We start from the raw sequence: 19,611 nt of genomic DNA on the forward strand, positions 1-19,611 counted from the left end.
GCGCGACGTGGGTCGTCTGTCGTGGGTCGTCTGTCGTGGGTCGTCTGTCGTGGGTCGCGGGATCAGCTCAGGCCTCTGCTGCGTTCCCCGATGCGGTCACCCTGTGGGGTGCCGGCCCGCTTCAGGGCCGCCTTCGTGTGCGCTCCGCCCTTGACCTTGCTCCGCACGAGACCGTCGAAGCCGTGGCCTGCCGGGCGCGGCTGCCGATCCGACCCCTGGGCCTGGAAGGCCTCTCGGAAATCCTGCCTCTGCTGCTCTTTGCTCATCCCGTCGTCAACTCCCTCGGGAAGCACCCAATCGGACTATTGGGATGGTATGCAGATATGCGGAGCAACGCACCCGGACCGACCGTAAAAACTCCCGATCAAGGACGCGGCGGAGCCGGGCGCTCCAGCGGCCCCGCCAGCCACCGCGTCAGCTCCTCCGGGCACGGCGTCCCCCGCGGCAGCTGGTACTTCGCCGCCACCCGGTACACCCCCGGCCCCGGCGCCAGCAGCTCCGTCCACACGTCGCCCGCCGCGTCCGGAGCCGCCTTGAACAGGCACCCCGCCGTGTTCGCGTACTCCTTCGGCAGCGTGCCCGAGCCGCCGCCGCCGCCCCCGCCGCGCGCCTTCGAGGCGAACGTCTCCTGCGGCGGCGGCACCGGCTTGCCCGCCCCGTCCACCAGCCCCAGCCACGGCGAGTGCGGGATCCGTACGAGCACCCGCCCGGCCGCCTTCACGTCCACGACCAGCTGGTCCGCGCCCGCCCGCACCACCGTGGCCGGCCCGGACACCAGGTCCGTCGGCCCGTCGACCTTGTAAAGCCGCCAGTTCCGGTCGCCCCACACCTGCTGGAGGTACGGGAGCCCCTCGCTCACCAGCTTCGCCTCGTCCTCCCCGCCCGAATCTGGTTTGTCGGCCGGCAGCACCACATAGTGCACGGCCCAGCGATCCAGCCACTCCCGGTAGCTCTCGGCCGTGAGGGTGTCGTCGTAGAAGATCGGGTTCCGCTCCAGGTCCGCCTGCCGGTTCCAGCCGCGTGCGAGGTTGACGTACTCGGGGAAGGCGGAGGACTCGCGGTGGCTGCTGGCCGGGACCACCTCGACCCGGCCGCGCTCGGCGCCGGCCTTCTTCAGCTGGTCGACCAGCGGGGCCAGCTCCCGGTTCCAGGCGGCCACCGGGGTGGTGCGGACGATGTCCGTGATGCTGTTGGAGGTGATCCAGACGTTGATGCCGATGAACGCGAACAGCACCGCGTACCAGTGCCGGCTGCGCGGGACCGCGTACGGGAGGGCCGCGAGCAGCACGGCCCCGCCGAACAGCATGACCAGCCGGGTGACGTTCGAGCCGACCTGCGAGTCGATCGCCCAGGTCAGCAGGACTCCGAAGGCGTACACGGCGGAGGCGATCCGGACGGTCTTCCACCGCTTCGGTACGAGGAACAGGATCGCCAGCCCGCAGAGGAACGGCGGCGCCGCCGAGCCCAGCTTCATCGGCTGCGTCCCGGAGAACGGGAACAGCCAGGCCGACAGCCCGACGACCGCCACCGGGGCGAGGCCGAGCGCGTACGCCCCCGGGCGCCGCCCGCTCAGGAACAGGGCGGCCGCGATCACCCCGAGGAAGAGCCCCGCGACCGGGCTGGAGGCGGTCGCGAGCCCGGCCAGCGGCGCCGCCGCGGCCGCCTTGGCCCAGCGCCGCTCCGCCCATTTGCGGGGCCAGCAGAAGACGACGGCGACGGCGCCGAGCGCGAACATCGCGCCGAGCCCGAAGGTGACGCGGCCGGACAGGGCGTTGCAGAGCAGTCCGTACACCCCGGCCAGAGCCGGCCACAGGGGCTCGCGGACGGTGCCCCGGCTGCGGGTCAGGATCAGCGCGAGCAGCCCGGCCGAGACCGTACCGGCGACCATCATCGTGGTCCGCACGCCGATCATGTGCATCACGTACGGGGACACCACGCTGTACGAGACGGGGTGCATGCCGCCGTACCAGGCGAGGTTGTACGCCGAGTCCGGATGGCGGCCGACGAACTCGGCCCAGGCGTCCTGCGCGGCCAGGTCGCCGCCGCTGTTGGCGAAGCTGAAGAACCAGATCACGTGCAGGAGCGCCGCCACGGCGGTGGCGACGAGCACCGGGTGGCGGCGGAGCCGGCCGAGGGAGCGGGAGGCGAGGGAGCGGGAGGCGAGGGAGGCGGTCGCGGCCGGAGCGGCCCCTATGCCGCCGGGCGCGGCTTCGGGCAGGTCGCCGGCGCCGGACGCACCGGATCCGCCGGCGGCCGCCGGTGCACTCCGGTCGCCCTGGCTCTGCTGCTCGGCGGTGGTCACTGCACTACTCCCCGGATTCCCTGGACTCCACGGACTCTCCGGACTCTCCGGACTCTCCGGACTCCCCGGGTTCACCGGAGCATCGATCGAACTTCTGCGTACCGTTCCCGGGTCGCTAGACGCGCGGCGGCGCCCCGGGGTTGCCCGGGGCGCCGGAATCACGCGGTATCGCGGGGGCGATCAGCCGACACGGGTCAGTTTGCTGCCGATGCCCGGCGCGGCGAGGTCACTTTGCAGTGCCACCGGCACCTTCACCTGGCTGGCCCCTTCACCGACGGTCAGCACGCCGATCTCGGTGCCCGCCTTCGCGGTCTGGGGCAGCTTGCCGTCCCCGGCGGAGAGCTTGACGTTGACCGTGAGCGACGGCCAGCCGACCGCCTCCACGTCGGCGGTGGCGACGACCGGGGTGTGACCGCCGAGACCGTCGTCCACGTACCCGACGACGTCGCCCTTCTTCACGACGGGCGCGTTCACCAGCATCTTCTGCGTGGCCAGCATGACCTGCTTGCTGGCCGCGATCGCCGTGTCGAGGATCGGGACGCCGTACTGGCCGAGCACCGCGCCGACGATCAGCTGCCTGGTCTTGCCGACCTGCTTCTCGGCGGCGAAGAGCAGGTTGCCGCCGGCCTTGGTGGTGGAGCCGGTCTTGATGCCGAGCGCACCGTTGCCCGGGATGAGGGTGTTGTAGTTGCGCCACTTCTTGCCGTACGGGTCGGTCCAGTCCGGCAGCTTGGTGATCGCGATCAGCTCCGGCATCTCCACGACCTTGAGACCGAGCTTGACCTGGTCCTCGGCGGTGCTGACCGTCGTCGCGTCCAGACCCGAGGGGTCCGTGTACGTGGTGTTGGCCATGCCGAGTTCCTTGGCGGCCTCGTTCATCTTCTTGACGAACGCGTCCTGGTCGCCGCCGGAGTCCCAGCGCGCGAGCAGCCGCGCGACGTTGTTGGCCGACGGAATCATGATCGCGGCGAGGGCGTCGTACTCCGAGATCTTGTCGCCCGCCTTGAGCGTGCCGACCGTGGACTCGCCCTCGGAGCTCTTGGCCCCGTCGTCGACCGCCGTCTGGTCGACGTCGATCATGGGACCCTTCTCCCCCTTCTTGAGGGGGTGGTTCTTCAGGATCACGTACGCCGTCATCGTCTTCGCGACGCTGCCGATGGCGACCGGCTTCTGCTCGCCGAAGCTGCCGACCGTGCCGAGGCCCGCGGCGGCCATGTAGGCCTGGCCCTCCTTCGGCCAGGGCAGGACCGGGTTGCCGCCGTCGAAGGTGTACGAGGACTTCGCGGTCATCGTGAGCTTCGGCTCGGGCATGGGGCGCACGAGCTGGACGACGGCCAGGATGATCGCGAGGAGCGCGACGAGCGGGGCGTAGATCTTGAACCGCCGGGCGGCCGTGCGCATGGGGCTCGGCGGCGGGGGCGGGTTGTTGGTGAGGTCCGCGAGCATGTCGAGCGGCGGCTTGGGCGGCAGCGGCTGCTGCGTGGTCCGCTCGGTCCGCTCGGGTACGGGTACGGGTACGGGGGGCGCGGCGGGGGCCGGAGCCTGAGCCGCTGCCGCGGGGGCCGCCGGCGCCGGCTTCGGAGCCGGGCCGGCTTCCTTGCGCAGCGGCACGAACGTGCTGGCCCGCTCCCCGTCGACCGCCTTCGGCGGCACGGGCCGGGAGCCCGCGGGCTTCTGCGAAGCCGGGGCAGAGGCCTTGGCGTCGGGCTTCACGGCCCGGAACACGGCGGTGCGCTCGCTGTCCGCGGCCTCGTCGGAACCCTTGCCCGCGCCGCCGGACGCGGACCCGGACCCGGACCCGGACCCGGAATCCACCTTCGGAGCCCGGAACACGGCGGTGCGCTCACTGTCGTCCGCCGACGGCTTGGCCGACGCGTCGGCCGCGGCCGCCGAACCGGAACCCGCAGCCCCGGAGCCCGAACCACCCTTGGCGGGAGCCGAACCCGGCTTCACGGCGCGGAACACGGCGGTGCGCTCGCTGTCGTCCGCCGACGGCTTGGCCGACGCGTCGGCGGCGGCCGCAGGCTTGCGCGCGGAAGCAGAACCTGAACCCGGACCCGGCCGCTCGGCCGATCCATCACCGGCGGCCGACTTGGCGGCGCCCGACGCCGAAGCGGAATCCGGATCCGGCTTCCGCGCCGGGACATCGGCGGCAGCCGGCTTCGCAGCGGCCGCCGCAGCACCAGAGCCGGAACCAGAAGCGGAACCTGCGGCGGCGGCACCCGAGCCGCCCTGCGCCGAACCCGGCCGCACGGCCCGGAACACTGCGGTGCGTTCACTGTCATGCGCCGGTGACGGCTTGGCCGGAGTATCGGCAGCGGCCGGCACGGCCGCGTCGGAAGGCTTGGCGGGGGAAGCCGGATCCGGCCTCCCGGCCGGGCGACCGGCGCCGGCCGAAGGGGCTCCGGAAGCGGAACCGGAACCGGAACCGGAACCCGTGGCAGGGGTGTCGCCGTTGGCGGCCTCCGAAGCGGAACCCTCTGTGGGGCCTCGCCCGCCGCTGACCGGCTTCCCGGCGGCGGACGCCGGGGCATCCGTACCGGCCGCCGGCCGCACGGCCCGGAACACGGCGGTGCGCTCACTGTCGTGCGCCGGCTTTTCGGCCGAAGTCCGGGCAGCGGCGTCCGGCTTCGCAGCCGTCGGCTCCGCGGCGGCCCCATCGCCCTCGGCGGAGGCCGGAGCCGAGCCCGGCTCGGGAGCGGTCGGTGCTGCGGCGTCCGCATCGGCCTCGGCCGGAGCAGGGTCCGGCTTCGGAGCGGCGGCCGGCACCGGGGTGTCCGTACCGGCCTCGGCCGAGGCCGCACCGGGCTCCGGCTCCTCGGCAGCAGGCTTCGGCTCCTCAGCTGCGGGCTCCGGCTCCTCGGCAGCAGGCTTCGGCTCCTCGGCTGCGGGCTTCAGCTCCTCATCTGCGGGCTTCGGCTCCTCGGCTGCCGGCTTCCGCTCGACCGGCTTCGGCTCGGCCGGCTTCCGCTCGGCCGGCTTCCGCTCGGCCGGCTTCCGCTCGGCCGGCTTCCGCTCGGCCGGCTTCGGGGCGCGGAAGACCGCCGTCCGCTCGCTGTCGGCCGGCGCCGAGTCCGAGTCCACCCGTCCGGAGGACCCGGTGGTCTCGTCCTCGGTCGTGGCCACCCACGCCGCCACCGCCTCGCGCAGCGGATCCCGGCCCTCGGCCGAGGCGGCGTCGGAGGTCCCGGACTCGGGTTCCCGCGGCCGGAACACCGACAGCCTCGGGTCACGCTCCGCGGCGGACCTCGCCGCCCCCGACGCTCCTTCATCAACCGACTTGTCGGGGGACTCGCCCGCCACCAGTTCCTCCTCGATCGCCACCACGTTCGGCTGTCCGAATGTCTAACAGTGTCCCGTCTAGGGGGCATCGCCCCCGTGCTAGACGAGAACGACATAGTTGCCGGTTCCCCCACAAAGCGACCAGGCGCTCTCGACAGATGAATGTGAGAGGCGTCACCCTGTCACTCATCCACGCGGGGAGGCATGGATGGGCAGGAGCCGCAGAACAATTCCGGAGGAGCTTCTGCTGCTCGCTTTGGACCCGACCACGGGTACCACGGCGCAGCCGCAGTCGCTCGACCTCGGCCTGGCCGGGGCACAGCTAGTAGAGCTGGCTCTGGCAGGACGGATAGCCCCTGACGGGGATCGTATCGCCGTGGTGATGCCACGGCCGACAGGAGATCCGACCCTGGACTCCGCACTGGAACTGCTGCGCAGGCGCGGCAGCCCGGTACGGGCCGTCCACTGGATCGGCGGGCCCCGGCTGGGGCTCCGCCAGATTTACCTCGCTCATCTGGAGCGTTGCGGCATGGTCCATGCCGTCGCGGGCCAGATGTGCGGAGTGCTGCCGACGACTCGCTACCAGGCGACCGACACGGCGATCAGCCGGGAGATCCGTGCCCGGCTCGACAGTGCGATCCGCACCGGCGTACCGCCGGACCCGCGGACCGCGGCGCTCGCCGCACTGGCCCACGCGGTCGGACTCGGCAAGCACCTGTACCCCGGCAACGAGGGGCGGTCGTCCAGGTCCCGGCTGCGGGATCTGATCCGGCACGACCCGATGGGCGGTCTCGTGGCGCACGCCGTCATGGACGTCCAGAACGGTGTGGCTGCGCAGCCGCGCCGTGACCGCGCACCGGCGGCCCCGCCGGCCGCCCGGGCCACGGCGAACGGCGTACCGATGCAGGCGCGCCGGACGGGCGCGATGGCACGCGCCGGTGTGGCCGCGCACTGATCCACGGCTTTACCGATTCACCGCTCCACCGAACCGCCATCGCCGCAACCGGTGTCCCCGATGACCCGGTTCGGGAGCCGCCAGCGCGCGGGATGGCGGGGCCGGTCCGCCGGCCCCGCCATCCCGCGCGTCTGCATTTCCGGGCCGTTCTCCGGCGCCGCCCCGCCCTTCGGTGGCAGTCTGCTCACCATCAGACACGCAGAGAGACAGAACCAGAAGAAGGCGGAGGTGCCGTTCAAGTGGCGTCCAATGTCAATCCCACCGTCCGACGCCGCCGACTGGGCATGGAGTTGCGCAAGCTCCGCGAGGACAAGGGCATGACGGCCGAGCAGGTCGCCGAACGCCTGCTCGTCTCCCAGTCGAAGATCAGCAGGCTCGAGAACGGCCGCCGTTCCATCAGCCAGCGCGACGTCCGCGACCTGTGCGACGTGTACGAGGTCGAGGACCGCCGGCTCGTCGACTCCCTCATGCAGATGGCCAAGGACTCCCGCCAGCAGGGCTGGTGGCACGCCTTCGGCGACATCCCGTACAGCGTGTACATCGGCCTCGAAACCGACGCCGCCAGCCTGCGCACCTACGAACCCCAGATGGTGCCCGGCCTGCTCCAGACCCCGGAGTACGCCCAGGCCCTCATCCGCGGCGCGCTGCCCGAGACCGCTCCGGCCGATGTCGAGAAGCGCGTCCAGGTGCGCATGCACCGGCAGAAACGGCTCTCCGAAACGGACAACAACAATCCGGAAGTCGGGCCGTTGCGACTGTGGGCGGTCATCGACGAGGCCGCGCTGCGCCGGCACGTGGGCGATCCCCAGCTGATGATCAAACAGCTCGAGTACTTGATAGAGCAGTCCGAACAGCCGTACATCACCGTGCAGGTGATGCCGTTCTCGATGGGCGCCCACCCGGGCGTGAACGGCCAGTACGCGATCCTCGAATTCCCCGACGCGTCGGACTCGACGGTGGTCTACATCGAGGGCGTGACGAGCGATCTGTACCTGGAGAAGGCCAACGACGTCCAGAAGTACAGCGTCATGTACGAGCACCTGCGCGCGCAGGCCCTCAACGTGGAACAGACGCGCCAGTTCATCGCGGAGATCATCGGCCAGTACGCGAGCAAGGGGAAGTAGGTAAAAGGGGAGAAAACCGGGCAGGTGGCGAGGGGGGTCGGTACGGTACACCGTCACTCCCCAGCCACAGAAGTCCTGAATGGAATATGCCACTCGGTCGGGTGAATGACCCCTTCACCCGTCGGAAGGTGCCGGTAGCGTCGATCACGTCGGTCAGGGAAGCGAAATGGCCGACACCTCACTGGCACAACTCGCTGAACCGGAGAGAAACATGGCTATTCGTCAGGGCGCCTCGGACAACTGGATCAAGTCCTCCTACTCCGGCGGAAACGGCGCTTGCGTCGAGGTCAAGTCCCCTGTCGTGGAGGCCATCGCGGTCCGCGACTCGAAGGTGCAGGACGGCCCGTCCCTCACCTTCGCGCCGGGTTCCTGGACCTCGTTCGTCACCGACGTCACCGAGGGCCGGCTGGGACGCCTCGTCTGAACGTCACGACGTACGGCCCCGCCGATCCCTCCTCTGCACCACGCGCAACGACTGCATTACCCGCACCACTGACTGAAGCCCTCTCGACTGGCCCGCCGTCCCGGCCGAGGGGGCTCGGCCATGTCCGGGGCCGGATCCCGCCCGTCTCCGACTAGCGGAGCTCCCCCACGTACCGGTCCGTTCCCGGCACCGTCGGGATGAACGGCGCCACCAGCTCCACCCGCCCCAAACCGGCCTCGGCGACCTCGACGTCCAGGCCCTGGAACCGGTCCCAGCAGGTACCCGGATCCGCCTCCAGGAACCACAGCAGCGTCAGCCGGGTGTCGACCCCCTCGACCTGCTTGACGTACGTCATCCGGTCGCCGGGCAGCGGGGTCGGCCGGAAGACCGTCACCATCGCGGCCGGCGAGCCGTGCAGCCGCTTCGGCAGGGCGCGCGAACGCAGCCACTCCAGCAGCTCCGCCCGCTGCTCGGGGCCGTCGGCGTCGATGACCTGGAGGACCAGGCCGGCGTACGGATGGTCGAGGGCGTGGAAGTCCCGGGGGCCCGCCGCCCCGTCGCGGTAGACCGTGGCCTCGTGGTCCTGGAAGGCCGTGAAGACGTGGGTGCGGTCCTGGTAGACGCGGCCGTCACGGTTGAGGCGCTTGTTGATGCCGACCGTCCACTTCATGTGCTCGTCGTAGCGGCCCTCGGTGACCCAGTACGTGGAGATGTAGCACCCGGCGGTGACGGGCTGGGCGACGGCCGATTTCTCCGGGTAGCGCAGCTGCTGGAGCTCGCGGGTGGCGACCCAGCGGCGGCCCGCGTACATCCAGGGCATGGCCATGGCGCCGGCGTAGTAGTGGTCGTCCTCGTACCAGCGGTTGTACGCGTACTCGTGGCCCGGGTGCGGTTCGACCATGGTGATCAGCGCATGCCCGGGGCGCACCCCGTACGGGCCCACCGCCGCCAGGTCGGCATAGGTCTCGGGGCGGGTGTCTTGGCTCTGGTGTTCCGTCTGTTCCGTCGTCATGCCGAACGGTCTAGCTGATGAGACGTCAGATGGGGAGGGGGTGCGCGGCGTTCCGCACCTTGACATACATGTGTCGCATGCACCTTTACGTGGCGCCGCCCTCGCAGCAACCCTCATCGGCGGTGCTACAGCACCTGCTCAGGCCGGGGTCGGATTGAACGACGACTCCAGCGTGTTCTGGAACACCGATGACGGCATCGCCTTCTTGCTAGGCGGCCTTCGGCATGCCGACCGTGCAGTCTCGGCAGCGGCCGGGGGCCGGGGCGCGGAAGGCGCGTTCGCAGCCGTCGCAGGTCTGGAAGGGGTATCGCGGGCTGTCGGGGGGCGGCGGGCCGCCGGGTGCACCCGTGTGTGCGGGCAGCGGGGCCGGGACGCAGGCGCGCAGCCGGTGGGCGACCAGTCCGGCCGGGTTCCGCAGGTCGGACGGCACGTCGGCGGTGAGGGCGCGCCGTACCGCCTCGGGCGCGGCCCCGCGTTCCAGCCACTCCACGACGCCGGGTACGAGCCGTTCGACATCCCGCTCGGAGAGCAGCAGGCGCGGTTCGCGGATCCGCAGGCCGGCCAGCAGCTTCGCGGCCTCCCGCCGGACCCCCGGGGCGGGCGGTGATTCCCGTACCGGCTCCCGTACGCCGCCGCCGTCGCCCGGCGGCTCGACGACGGGCTCCGGGTCGGGCGCGGACGGTACGGGAGCGGGCGGTACGGGTTCCGGGTCCGGGTCCGGCTCCGGCTCCGGCTCCGGGTCCAGCTCCGGCGGGGTCTCGGCCAGCGGGACGTTGTACGACACGGTGCGGGTGACCACCCTGCCGTCGACCGTGCGCAGCCGCGTGCGGCGCAGGAATCCCGCCGCCTCCAGCTCCCCCAGCGCCCGCCCGATGCGGTACTCGGTCTCGGGGAAGCGCTCGGCCAGGGCCCGGATGCTGACCTGGGCGCCCTCGGGGAGCGACTGGATGTGGAGGGCGGTGCCCATCGCGAGGAGCGACAACTGCCCGTGCTGGGCGAGCTGGTTGCTCACGACCGTGAAGTTGCCCGGGAGGGGGACCTTGGCGTGCTTGACGCCGGAAAAGCCACCGGATCGGGCGGTTCCGCGCGGAGTACGAAGTGATGCGGGCATGCCCGCGCTAAGCTTCTGGAAGGCCATCGGGAAGGGATCGCTTCCTCGTGGATCAGGCCCTCGGCCGGGATTCCAGTCCCGCCGGGGGCCGTCTCATGTCTGGAGTTGTCGCGGCGAGCATATGCCAGCCAACCCCACCTAAATCCAGTCGACTTGGGCAGATTCACCCGTCCGAGCGATTGCCGTCGAACGGGGAGGCTGGAGGGGTTTGGTCTGGTTCTTTCCCCCGGTTCTTTGGTCTTTGACCACGAGCCGAACCGGCTCTCCCGCCACCGCCACGCACCTTCCCGGAACCCGGTCCGAACAGCGCAGTCGCGGCTTCCCGCCGGCGTCGGCGACCGCGCAACGCCACCGAGACCCCGTCCGCGTCCACCCACCCCTTCCCTCCCCCGCGGCAACGCCCTAATCTGACGCAGCGTCAGGCACAGTCGGCCCGCCGGGAGGCACGCGCATGCTGCTGCAAGGGAAGACCGTCATCGTCTCCGGCGTCGGAGCCGGGCTCGGGCACCAGGTGGCCGCTGCCGTCGTACGGGACGGCGGGAACGCCGTGCTCGGGGCGCGGACCGAGGCCAACCTCGCCAAATCCGCCGCCGAGATCGACCCCGACGGGGCGCACACGGCTCATCTGCCGACCGACATCCGCGACGAGGGGCAGTGCGCGGCGCTCGCCGCCCTCGCGCAGGCGCGGTTCGGGGGGATCGACGCCGTCGTGCACGTGGCCGCCTGGGACTCGTACTTCGGGGGGCTCGAAGACGCCGACTTCGGGACGTGGTCGCAGATCATCGACGTCAATCTGCTCGGGACGCTGCGGATGACCCGGGCCTGCCTGCCCGCGCTCAAGGAGCGGGGCGGATCCGTGGTCATCGTGGGGACGCAATCCGCGGTGGCCGCGCCCAACGAGGTGCGGCAGGCGGCCTACGCCGCCTCCAAGGGGGCTCTGACCTCCGCCATGTACTCCATGGCCCGCGAGCTCGGGCCGCATCGGATCCGGGTCAACACGGTGCTGCCCGGGTGGATGTGGGGGCCGCCCGTGCAGGCGTTCGTCACCTTCACCGCGCACACCGAGGGGGTTCCCGAGGCCGAGGTGCACGCGCGGCTGACCGAGCGGATGGCGCTGCCCGACCTGGCCACCGACGGGGACGTCGCCGATGCCGCCGTGTTCTTCGCCTCCGACCGCGCACGGGCGATAACCGGCCAGTCCCTGCTGGTCAACGCCGGTGAGCTGATGAGATGACGGCACGGAGCCCCCTCGGCGCTACAGCGTCGGATCGTATGCTCACCGCATGACTCCGACCGACAACGCGATGCGCAGGGCGCTCCGCCGGGCCCGCGACGGCGTCGCGCTCGACACGGCCGAGGCGGCCGTGCTCCTCCAGGCGCGCGGCGAGGACCTCGAAGACCTCGCCGCCTCCGCCGCCCGGGTCCGCGACGCCGGCCTCGCGGCCGCCGGGCGGCCCGGCGTCATCACGTACTCGAAGAGCGTGTTCATCCCGCTGACCCGCCTGTGCCGCGACAAATGCCACTACTGCACCTTCGCGACCGTTCCCGGCAAGCTCCGCCGGGCCGGCCACGGGATGTACATGTCCCCCGACGAGGTGCTCGACATCGCCCGCCGGGGCGCCGCGCTGGGCTGCAAGGAAGCGCTCATCACGCTCGGCGACAAGCCGGAGGACCGCTGGCCCGAGGCGCGCGAGTGGCTGGAGGCCCAGGGCTACAGCGACACGATCTCCTACGTACGGGCCATCTCGATCCTGATCCTGGAGGAGACGGGGCTGCTGCCCCATCTGAACCCGGGTGTGATGTCGTGGGCCGACTTCCAGCGGCTGAAGCCCGTCGCGCCCTCGATGGGCATGATGCTGGAGACCACGGCCACCCGTCTGTGGTCCGAGCCCGGCGGTCCGCACTACGGCTCCCCCGACAAGGAGCCGGCCGTACGCCTGCGGGTGCTGGAGGACGCCGGACGGTCCTCCGTGCCCTTCACCTCCGGGCTGCTCATCGGGATCGGGGAGACGTACGAGGAGCGCGCGGAGTCGCTGTTCGCGCTGCGCCGGGTCGCGCGCTCGTACCACGGCGTGCAGGAGCTGATCATCCAGAACTTCCGCGCCAAGCCGGACACGGCGATGCGCGGCATGCCCGACGCCGAGCTGGACGATCTCGTCGCCGCGGTCGCCGTCGCCCGGCACATCATGGGCCCCTCCGGCTGCCTGCAGGCGCCGCCCAACCTGGTCGACGGGGAGTACGCACGGCTGATCCGGGCCGGCATCGACGACTGGGGCGGCGTCTCGCCGCTGACCCCCGACCACGTGAACCCCGAGCGGCCCTGGCCGCAGATCGACGTACTGGCCGGGCAGTCCGCGGCGGCCGGCTTCGAGCTGCGCGAGCGGCTCTGCGTGTACCCGGAGTTCGTGCAGCGCGGCGAGCCGTGGCTGGACCCGCGGCTGCTGCCGCACGTACGGGCCCTGGCCGATCCCGAGACGGGTCTCGCGAACCCGGACGCCGAGGTCGTCGGCCGTCCCTGGCAGGAGCCGGACGAAGGGTTCGGCTCGTACGGGCGCACCGATCTGCACGCCAGCATCGACACCGAGGGCCGGACCTCCGACCGGCGCGAGGACTTCGACCACGTCTACGGGGACTGGGAGGCGCTGCGCGAGGCGGCGGCCCCCGGCATGGTCCCCGAGCGCATCGACACCGACGTGCGGGCGGCGCTCGCGCAGGCCGCCGACGATCCGACGCGGCTGACCGACGCGCAGGCGCTGGCTCTGCTGCACGCGGACGGCCCGGCGCTGGACGCGCTGTGCCGGATCGCGGACGACCTGCGCAAGTCGGTGGTGGGCGACGACGTCACGTACATCGTCACGCGGAACATCAACTTCACGAACGTCTGCTACACCGGCTGCCGCTTCTGCGCGTTCGCGCAGCGCCGTACGGACGCCGACGCGTACACGCTGTCGCTGGACCAGGTCGCCGACCGGGCGCAGCAGGCGTGGGACGTGGGTGCGGTCGAGGTGTGCATGCAGGGCGGCATCCACCCCGACCTGCCGGGGACGGCGTACTTCGACATCGCGCGGGCGGTGAAGAAGCGGGTGCCGGGGATGCACGTGCACGCGTTCTCGCCGATGGAGGTCGTCAACGGGGCCACGCGGACGGGGATGTCCGTACGGGAGTGGCTGACGGCCGCCAAGGAGGCCGGGCTGGACTCCATCCCGGGCACGGCGGCGGAGATCCTGGACGACGAGGTCCGCTGGGTGCTGACCAAGGGCAAACTGCCGACGGCGGACTGGATCGACGTCGTCACGACGGCGCACGAGCTGGGGATCCGGTCCTCGTCGACCATGATGTACGGGCACGTGGACCAGCCGCGGCACTGGCTCGGGCACTTCCGTACGCTCGCCCGGATCCAGGAGCGGACGGGCGGCTTCACGGAGTTCGTGACGCTGCCGTTCATCCACACCAACGCGCCGGTGTACCTGGCGGGCATCGCCCGGCCCGGTCCGACGGTCCGCGACAACCGTGCGGTGACGGCGATGGCCAGGATCCTGCTGCACCCGCACATCACCAACATCCAGACGAGCTGGGTGAAGCTGGGAGCGGAGGGCGCGGCCGAGATGCTGCGGTCGGGGGCCAACGACCTCGGCGGCACGCTGATGGAGGAGACCATCTCCCGGATGGCCGGGTCGAGTTACGGCTCGTACAAGTCCGTACGGGACCTCATCGCGGTCGCGGAGGCCGCGGGCCGGCCCGCGAAGGCCCGTACGACGCTGTACGGGGAGGTGCCGCAGGAGCGCCAGGAGGCGGCCCGCGCCTCGGACGGGCACCTCCCGGCGCTGCTGCCGGTGCTGGAGTAGGAGTAGGAGTAGGGGAAGGGCCCGGCCGGGGGTGATCCCGGCCGGGCCCTCTTCTCGCTCGGATCGGCTCAGCCGACGAGGAGGTCCTTCTTGAGCTGCTTCAGCTCGCGGGCGTCGATGCCGAGCCCGTCCTTCAGGTAGCGGTCGAAGGTGCCGTACTCCGCCTCGACCTCGTCGTAGCCGGAGTTCAGGTACTCGGCGCGCACGTCGAGCATCGGCTTGTAGACGGCGGCCTGCGGGGCCGGCAGGTGCGACAGGACGGCGTCGTTGGCGGCCCTGCGGTAGTCGTTGCTGGCCAGGTAGTCGGCCATGACGGTGTCGCTCGGCACGCCGAGGGCGGTCAGCAGGGTGGCGTTCGCCCAGCCGGTACGGTCCTTGCCGGCGGTGCAGTGGAAGAGGACGGCGCGGTCGCGGTCGCGCTCCAAGCCCTCGAAGACCTGGCTGTACGCCTTCTTGCCGCCCTCGCCGCTGACCATCGCCTTTTCGGCGTCGACCATGGCCTTGACGGCCTCGTCGGGGGACTTCGGTAGGGCCCGGAAGGAGCCGGAGCCCGCGAAGACGTCGGCGACGGTGTACTTGGCACCGGCCGGGACCTTGTCGGGGTCGGTGGTGCGCTCGCTCTCCATGCGGAGGTCGAAGACGTTCTTGACGCGCAGGCGCTGGAGCTTGGCCAGGTCGGCGGCGGTCAGGTTGCCGAGGGCGTCGGAGCGGTAGACCTCGCCCATCTTGACCCACTGGCCGGTGGTGGTGCGGTAGCCGCCCGCGTCGCGGAAGTTGACCGCTCCTTCGAGCTTGATGAGGCGGTCGGCGAGGCGCAGGCCCTTGCCGCGGTCGGGCTTGAAGTCGAACCACTGGCGGTCGGCGGCGGGCAGTCCCGACACGACGGCGGCGCCCTGGGCGCCGCCCTTGGCGACGACCTTGCCGTTCGCCTTGATCTCGACCCGCTTGGCGCCCGGAGCGTTCCACTTCAGCGTGAACTGCCCGCCCGCGCCGGCGGTGACGGTGGCCTCGGTGAAGGGTACGGAGGTGCGGCTGTGGTGGTGGTCGGTCCAGGGGAGGTCCCAACCGGTTGAGGCCGAGGCGGCGGTGGCGGCGGGGGCTGCGACCAGGGAAGCGGTGAGCGCGGAGGCGACGACGGTCGCGGCGAGCAGTGCCTTCTTCATGCCCTTGAGGCTGTTGGCCGCCGGAGAACTCTGCATGAACGAGACATGGCCTGAACCGACCGGCGCCAAGGCTAGTGGCAAAACGTGCCACTTGTCGATCAAGGCGCTCCACCTGGGCATCTGCCGGCCGTTTCAGACCGGATGTGAACGAGATGTCAGGGGAACGCGGTACGGATTCCAGCCGTTCTACGCGTACATACGGCCTGCTGGACGCCCTGGTTCCGGATTCGATCAGACGTGTCCATTACAGTGCGCGCCAGAGCATGCCGGGGCGGGGCAGGGGGATCGCGATGGACGACACGACGACCGAGAATCACTCGATACCGGCCGGCACCGGGACCGGGGACGGGAACGAGCTCGGGGCCGGGAACGGGAACGGGAACGGGAACGGCGTCGAGCCCGGAGTCCGGGCCGGGGGCGAAGCCGACGCCGGCGGCGCGGCCCGAGTCGGCGGCGCGGCCCGCGTCGGGGGCGCGGCCCGCGTCGGGGGCGCGGCCCGCGTCGTAGGCGGGGCAGCGGCCGCGGCCGGCATCGCGGCCCGCGTCGGGCGCGGCCCCGAGGCCGTGAGCGGCCTCCCTCCCGGCGGGACGCTCGGGGGGCGGGCCACATTCGCCGCCGGGCTCTGGGGCCGGGCCGAGCAGCAGGACTTCCGCAGCCGCGTCCGCGGCGCGCTCCTCGGTTCCGCCGTCGGCGACGCCCTCGCGGCCCCCGTGGCCGGGCTCCCCCTCGACGCCATCCGCGAAGCCCACGGCCCACAGGGCCTGACCGGACCCGCCCCCGGCCCGTACGGGCCCCGCGGCACGGTCACCGCCGCCACCCAGCTCGCCCTGTTCACCGTCGACGGGCTGATCCGCGCCCACGTACGCCGGGACACCGGCGCCTGGCACCCGCCGACCGACATCCACCGCGCGTACCTGCGCTGGGCCGCCACCCAGCACGACTGGGGCCCCGACGAGCGCCGCAAGGACAACGGCTGGCTCGCACAGCAGGAGTGGCTCTACGTCCGCCGCGGCCCCGACCGCGCCTGCCTGACCGGCTTCGCCGACGACGTCCTCGGCACCCTCGACCAGCCGAAGAACCCCACCGCCCGCGACGCGGCGGCCGCCGCCCGCTCCGCCCCCTTCGGCCTGCTGGTCGGCTGGGAGCCCGGCCTGGTCCTCCAGCTCTCCACCGAGTGCGCGGCGCAGAGCCACGGCCACCCCGCCGCGTACCTCACCGCCGGCGCCTTCGCCGTCATCGTCCACGGCGTGACCCGCGGCGACTCCCTCGACGCGGCCGTCCAGCGCGCCGTCGGCCTGCTCGGCGCCCGCCCGGGCCACCAGGCCGTCACCGACGCCCTCCAGCGAGCGCTCGCGGCCGTCCCGCAGGGCCCGCCCTCCGCCGACTCCGTCGCCGCCCTGGCCCTTGCCCCGGACGAGGGCGGGGGCGAGGGCGGGGGCGGGCGTGACGGCCACTGCGCCGAACAGGCCCTCGCCGTCGCCGTCTACTGCGCGCTCGTCGCCGAAGACATCCCCCACGGCCTGCGCCTCGCCGTCAACCACGGCGGCGACTCCACCGCCGCCGGCGCCCTCTGCGGAGCCCTGCTCGGCGCCCTGCACGGCGAGACCGCCCTCCCGGGCGCCTGGCTCGCCGACCTCGAAGGCCGGGCCGCCCTGCTGGAACTCGCCGACGACTTCGCCCTCGAAATGACCCAGGGCCCCTCCCTGCACGGCCCGCAGGTCTCCTCCCCCGGCTGGCAGACCCGCTATCCCGTCGGCAACGGCTGACGCCCCCTCAACAATCCGACGCGCAGGCCGTAGCGTGGCCCTCCATCGAAGAGCCACGGAGGTGCCCCCAGCCATGCGGATCGCCACGACCATCTTCCTGACCGACCACACCATCTCCCCCGTCCGCCTCGCCCGCACCCTTGAGGAGCGCGGGTTCGCCGGGCTCTACCTCCCCGAGCACACGCACATCCCGGTCACCCGCGACACCGCCGCCCCCATGGGCGGCGAACTCCCCGAGATGTACGGACGCACCCTCGACCCCTTCGTCGCCCTCGGCCAGGCCGCCGCCGTCACGGAGCGGCTCACCCTCGGCACCGGCATCACCCTCGTCACCCAGCACGACCCCATCGCCCTCGCGAAGCAGATCGCCACGCTGGACCACCTCTCCGGCGGCCGCTTCACCCTCGGGATCGGGTACGGCTGGAACGTCGAGGAAGCCGCCGACCACGGCGTCGAGTGGCGCACCCGCCGCGAGCTGGTCCGGGACCGGATGGCCCTGATGCGCGCCCTGTGGGCCCCGGAACCGACCGCGTACGTCGGCGAGTTCTCCTCCGTACAGCCCAGCATGGCCCACCCCAAGCCGGTCCTGCCCCCGCGCGAGCTCGGCTCCGGCCACCTCCTCCACGGCCCCCGCACCCTGATCGGCGGCTCGGCCGGCCCGAAGCTCTTCGCGGCCATCGCCGACCACGCCGACGGCTGGCTCCCCATCGGCGGGGGCGGCCTCAGCGAATCCCTGCCGGTGCTGCGCCAGGTCTGGGAGACCGCGGGCCGCGACCCGAAGAACCTCCAGGTGGTCCCGTACGCGGTCCACCCGAACCCGGGCAAGCTCGCCCACTACGCGGACCTCGGCATCGAGGAGGTCGTCGTCCAGCTCCCGCCGGCGCAGGAGCCCGAGATCCTGCGCGTACTGGACGACATGGCGCAGTACCTGTAAATCGGTCGACGAGGGCGCGCACTCGGCCCGACGATGGCCCCCGAAAGGGGGCTGATCACATGCCGGGCCAGCAAAAGCGCAAGCGGAGCCGGGAACGCGCCCACCGCCGGGCGAAGGCCGTCCCCGGCCACTGGGAACCGCTGTTCTCGACGCAGGAGCACGCGGAGATGCAGGAGTACGCCCGCCGCCTCATCGCCGAGGGCAGGGTCACCAACCCCGAGAGCCTGCGGATCGACCAGTTCTGCGGCCGCCTCACCCACCCGACCACCTACCGGGTCAGCGTCTTCGTCCCGCAGGACCCGGCGGCCGTCCACGATCAGGCCGCCGAGGCCACGGGCCGGCGGGCCTGAACGGAAGCCTGCCGGCGCACCGGGAATCGGTGGCCCGCGGGTGCCCGGTGCCGGCGACCGTGATCCAACAGGTGTCACGGACCAGGTCCACGAGGTACCAGATTCGTCCACCACCGGTCACTTCGATCTGATCTGCCACTGCTCGCAGGTCTGACCGCGATGGGTGCCGTGCGCCAAGGCTGCCTTCAGCCTGTGGTGCCGTGGCGTCTCGGCGAGCGGCATGGGATCCGTGCGCATGAGGATCCACGCACGGTATGTGTTCTCGCGGGCCTGCTGGGTCAGGCTCTCCCAGCCCTTGGCCGACGCCGCGTCGGCGAAGCGCACTTCCCACTGGCCCAGAGGTGCCGGCGGTGCCGGCGGTGCGGCACGGTCACCACGACCGGCCGTCATGCGCACGCTCGCGGGTCGGGTACCGGGCCGTGGTCGGCGTCATGATCCCGGGTCAGCGCGGCCAGGAGTTCGGGGTCGGAGTAGACCTCGGCCGTATGCTGCCACGCGGTCAGCATCTGTGCGACAGACGCACTGTTGCCGAGGGAATCGGCGGCACGCATGGTGTCCACGAGCTCGACGGCGAACGCATGGACGTCGGACTCGGGCAGGAAGCGGACCCAAGGAAACGCGTCCGGCAGTATGTCGAGAAGCAGCTCCCTACTGCCTGGCTCCCGCCGCGCCATCGCGACGAGCATTCGGGTGGCAGCCGACACCACCGTCTGGTCCTGCTCGGCCCGCGCGGCGGTGGTGAGGACGAGGTCCTCACCATCTCTGCGATGCAGCAGCAGACGCGGCGATTCCTTGAGCCGGGCAAGGGTCTGCTTGTTCTTGTTCACCAGTTCGGAGAAGTTCACGGCAGCGTTCTCGGTCGCCATAAGTTTGAAGTTACTTCGAAACTAGCGAGGCCGCCATCACCCGGAAGAGGTGCGCAGCTCAGCCCACACCGTCTTCCCGATCAGCCGGTCCGCGACCCCCCAGTCGGCCGAGACGGCATCGACGATCCGCAGGCCGTAGCCGCCCTCGGCCTGATGCGCGTGCGGCTGGAGCGCCGGCCGCCGCTCCCGGCGGGCGTCGGACACCTCGATGCGGAGTACACCCCCGAGGAGCGTCAGCTTGAGCTCGAAGTCCCGGCCGGCGGCATGCCCGTGGGTGACGGCATTGGCGGTGAACTCGGCGACGATCCGCTCCGCGTCCTCGGAGAGCGGGGTGCGGTGCGGAATCCCCCAGTCGTGCAGCTCGACCATGACGAGACACCGCGCGAGGCGGGCGCCCCGCCGGGTGCTGCTGAAACGCTGCGTGAACACGCGTACGAGGGTCGGGGCGGGGCCAGAGGGTGCGGTCATGGGAGCAAC

General features: G+C 71.9%; 16 protein-coding genes. 8 read left to right on the top strand and 8 right to left on the bottom strand.

Features of this window, described 5'->3' with window-relative positions:
- Positions 1-364: 364 nt before the first annotated feature.
- Both ACIQU4_RS13205 and ACIQU4_RS13210 read right to left on the bottom strand, forming a co-directional pair.
- Entirely contained in the window at positions 365-2,302 is a 1,938-nt protein-coding gene (locus ACIQU4_RS13205) for an MFS transporter (protein WP_403728861.1), read from the bottom strand.
- 180 nt (positions 2,303-2,482) lie between these two features.
- A complete protein-coding gene (locus ACIQU4_RS13210) occupies positions 2,483-5,629 on the bottom strand; it encodes a hypothetical protein (RefSeq protein ID WP_403728863.1) in 3,147 nt (1,048 codons plus the stop codon).
- A 163-nt stretch (positions 5,630-5,792) separates the two neighbouring features.
- Here ACIQU4_RS13210 and ACIQU4_RS13215 point away from each other — a divergent pair, with 163 nt between their 5' ends.
- The 3 genes from ACIQU4_RS13215 (at position 5,793) to ACIQU4_RS13225 (ending at position 8,087) form a co-directional block, all read left to right on the top strand.
- A complete protein-coding gene (locus ACIQU4_RS13215) occupies positions 5,793-6,539 on the top strand; it encodes a GPP34 family phosphoprotein (protein WP_030156705.1) in 747 nt (248 codons plus the stop codon).
- A gap of 239 nt (positions 6,540-6,778) precedes the next feature.
- Positions 6,779-7,663 carry a helix-turn-helix domain-containing protein gene (locus tag ACIQU4_RS13220; protein ID WP_385582635.1) on the top strand — a complete coding sequence of 295 codons (885 nt, stop codon included), beginning with the start codon at positions 6,779-6,781 and terminating at the stop codon, positions 7,661-7,663.
- A gap of 211 nt (positions 7,664-7,874) precedes the next feature.
- Positions 7,875-8,087 carry a DUF397 domain-containing protein gene (locus ACIQU4_RS13225; protein ID WP_403728867.1) on the top strand — a complete coding sequence of 71 codons (213 nt, stop codon included), beginning with the start codon at positions 7,875-7,877 and terminating at the stop codon, positions 8,085-8,087.
- A 151-nt stretch (positions 8,088-8,238) separates the two neighbouring features.
- Here the strand turns inward: ACIQU4_RS13225 and ACIQU4_RS13230 are convergent, their stop codons facing one another.
- Entirely contained in the window at positions 8,239-9,099 is an 861-nt protein-coding gene (locus tag ACIQU4_RS13230) for a hypothetical protein (RefSeq protein WP_403728870.1), read from the bottom strand.
- A 208-nt stretch (positions 9,100-9,307) separates the two neighbouring features.
- Positions 9,308-10,111 carry a helix-turn-helix domain-containing protein gene (locus ACIQU4_RS13235; RefSeq protein ID WP_403728872.1) on the bottom strand — a complete coding sequence of 268 codons (804 nt, stop codon included), beginning with the start codon at positions 10,109-10,111 and terminating at the stop codon, positions 9,308-9,310.
- 550 nt (positions 10,112-10,661) lie between these two features.
- Between ACIQU4_RS13235 and ACIQU4_RS13240 the strand changes: the two genes are divergently transcribed.
- Positions 10,662-11,444, top strand: a complete 783-nt coding sequence (locus tag ACIQU4_RS13240) for an SDR family oxidoreductase (RefSeq protein WP_403728875.1) — start codon at positions 10,662-10,664, stop codon at positions 11,442-11,444.
- A gap of 49 nt (positions 11,445-11,493) precedes the next feature.
- A complete protein-coding gene (locus ACIQU4_RS13245; RefSeq protein WP_403728878.1) occupies positions 11,494-14,055 on the top strand; it encodes a bifunctional FO biosynthesis protein CofGH in 2,562 nt (853 codons plus the stop codon).
- 68 nt (positions 14,056-14,123) lie between these two features.
- Here the strand turns inward: ACIQU4_RS13245 and ACIQU4_RS13250 are convergent, their stop codons facing one another.
- Positions 14,124-15,254, bottom strand: coding sequence for a tyrosine-protein phosphatase (locus ACIQU4_RS13250; protein WP_403728880.1), 1,131 nt, complete (start codon positions 15,252-15,254; stop codon positions 14,124-14,126).
- Between the two features lie 527 nt (positions 15,255-15,781).
- Between ACIQU4_RS13250 and ACIQU4_RS13255 the strand changes: the two genes are divergently transcribed.
- The 3 genes from ACIQU4_RS13255 to ACIQU4_RS13265 all read left to right on the top strand — a co-directional run bounded on the left by ACIQU4_RS13255 (position 15,782) and on the right by ACIQU4_RS13265 (position 18,268).
- Complete coding sequence (locus tag ACIQU4_RS13255; RefSeq protein WP_403729606.1) at positions 15,782-16,984, top strand: ADP-ribosylglycohydrolase family protein; 1,203 nt, start codon at positions 15,782-15,784, stop codon at positions 16,982-16,984.
- A 73-nt stretch (positions 16,985-17,057) separates the two neighbouring features.
- The gene (locus ACIQU4_RS13260; RefSeq protein WP_403728882.1) at positions 17,058-17,918 is read left to right on the top strand and encodes an LLM class F420-dependent oxidoreductase; all 861 of its coding nucleotides are present in this window, start codon (positions 17,058-17,060) and stop codon (positions 17,916-17,918) included.
- Positions 17,919-17,977: 59 nt separating this feature from the next.
- Positions 17,978-18,268 (top strand): hypothetical protein, encoded by a 291-nt coding sequence (locus tag ACIQU4_RS13265; RefSeq protein WP_403728885.1) that lies wholly within the window; start codon positions 17,978-17,980, stop codon positions 18,266-18,268.
- 117 nt (positions 18,269-18,385) lie between these two features.
- On the opposite strand, the gene ACIQU4_RS13270 is transcribed toward ACIQU4_RS13265, so the two are convergent.
- The 3 genes from ACIQU4_RS13270 to ACIQU4_RS13280 are packed head-to-tail and all read right to left on the bottom strand — an operon-like array spanning position 18,386 to position 19,602.
- A complete protein-coding gene (locus tag ACIQU4_RS13270; RefSeq protein ID WP_403728887.1) occupies positions 18,386-18,664 on the bottom strand; it encodes a hypothetical protein in 279 nt (92 codons plus the stop codon).
- Positions 18,655-19,134, bottom strand: a complete 480-nt coding sequence (locus ACIQU4_RS13275) for a hypothetical protein (protein ID WP_403728890.1) — start codon at positions 19,132-19,134, stop codon at positions 18,655-18,657. The genes ACIQU4_RS13270 and ACIQU4_RS13275 overlap by 10 nt, the downstream gene beginning before the upstream one ends.
- A 36-nt stretch (positions 19,135-19,170) precedes the next feature.
- Entirely contained in the window at positions 19,171-19,602 is a 432-nt protein-coding gene (locus ACIQU4_RS13280; RefSeq protein WP_403728893.1) for an ATP-binding protein, read from the bottom strand.
- Positions 19,603-19,611 lie beyond the last annotated feature (9 nt).

The organism is Streptomyces sp. NPDC090741, from assembly GCF_044769045.1.
Classification (GTDB): domain Bacteria; phylum Actinomycetota; class Actinomycetes; order Streptomycetales; family Streptomycetaceae; genus Streptomyces.

Excerpts from the sequence above, each read along its gene's own strand:
- ACIQU4_RS13215 (WP_030156705.1), top strand. The coding sequence starts at position 5,793 with ATGGGCAGGAGCCGCAGAACAATTCCGGAGGAGCTTCTGCTGCTCGCT.
- ACIQU4_RS13225 (WP_403728867.1), top strand. The coding sequence starts at position 7,875 with ATGGCTATTCGTCAGGGCGCCTCGGACAACTGGATCAAGTCCTCCTAC.
- ACIQU4_RS13230 (WP_403728870.1), bottom strand. The coding sequence starts at position 9,099 with ATGACGACGGAACAGACGGAACACCAGAGCCAAGACACCCGCCCCGAG.
- ACIQU4_RS13240 (WP_403728875.1), top strand. The coding sequence starts at position 10,662 with ATGCTGCTGCAAGGGAAGACCGTCATCGTCTCCGGCGTCGGAGCCGGG.
- ACIQU4_RS13245 (WP_403728878.1), top strand. The coding sequence starts at position 11,494 with ATGACTCCGACCGACAACGCGATGCGCAGGGCGCTCCGCCGGGCCCGC.
- ACIQU4_RS13250 (WP_403728880.1), bottom strand. The coding sequence starts at position 15,254 with ATGCAGAGTTCTCCGGCGGCCAACAGCCTCAAGGGCATGAAGAAGGCA.
- ACIQU4_RS13260 (WP_403728882.1), top strand. The coding sequence starts at position 17,058 with ATGCGGATCGCCACGACCATCTTCCTGACCGACCACACCATCTCCCCC.
- ACIQU4_RS13265 (WP_403728885.1), top strand. The coding sequence starts at position 17,978 with ATGCCGGGCCAGCAAAAGCGCAAGCGGAGCCGGGAACGCGCCCACCGC.
- ACIQU4_RS13275 (WP_403728890.1), bottom strand. The coding sequence starts at position 19,134 with ATGGCGACCGAGAACGCTGCCGTGAACTTCTCCGAACTGGTGAACAAG.
- ACIQU4_RS13280 (WP_403728893.1), bottom strand. The coding sequence starts at position 19,602 with ATGACCGCACCCTCTGGCCCCGCCCCGACCCTCGTACGCGTGTTCACG.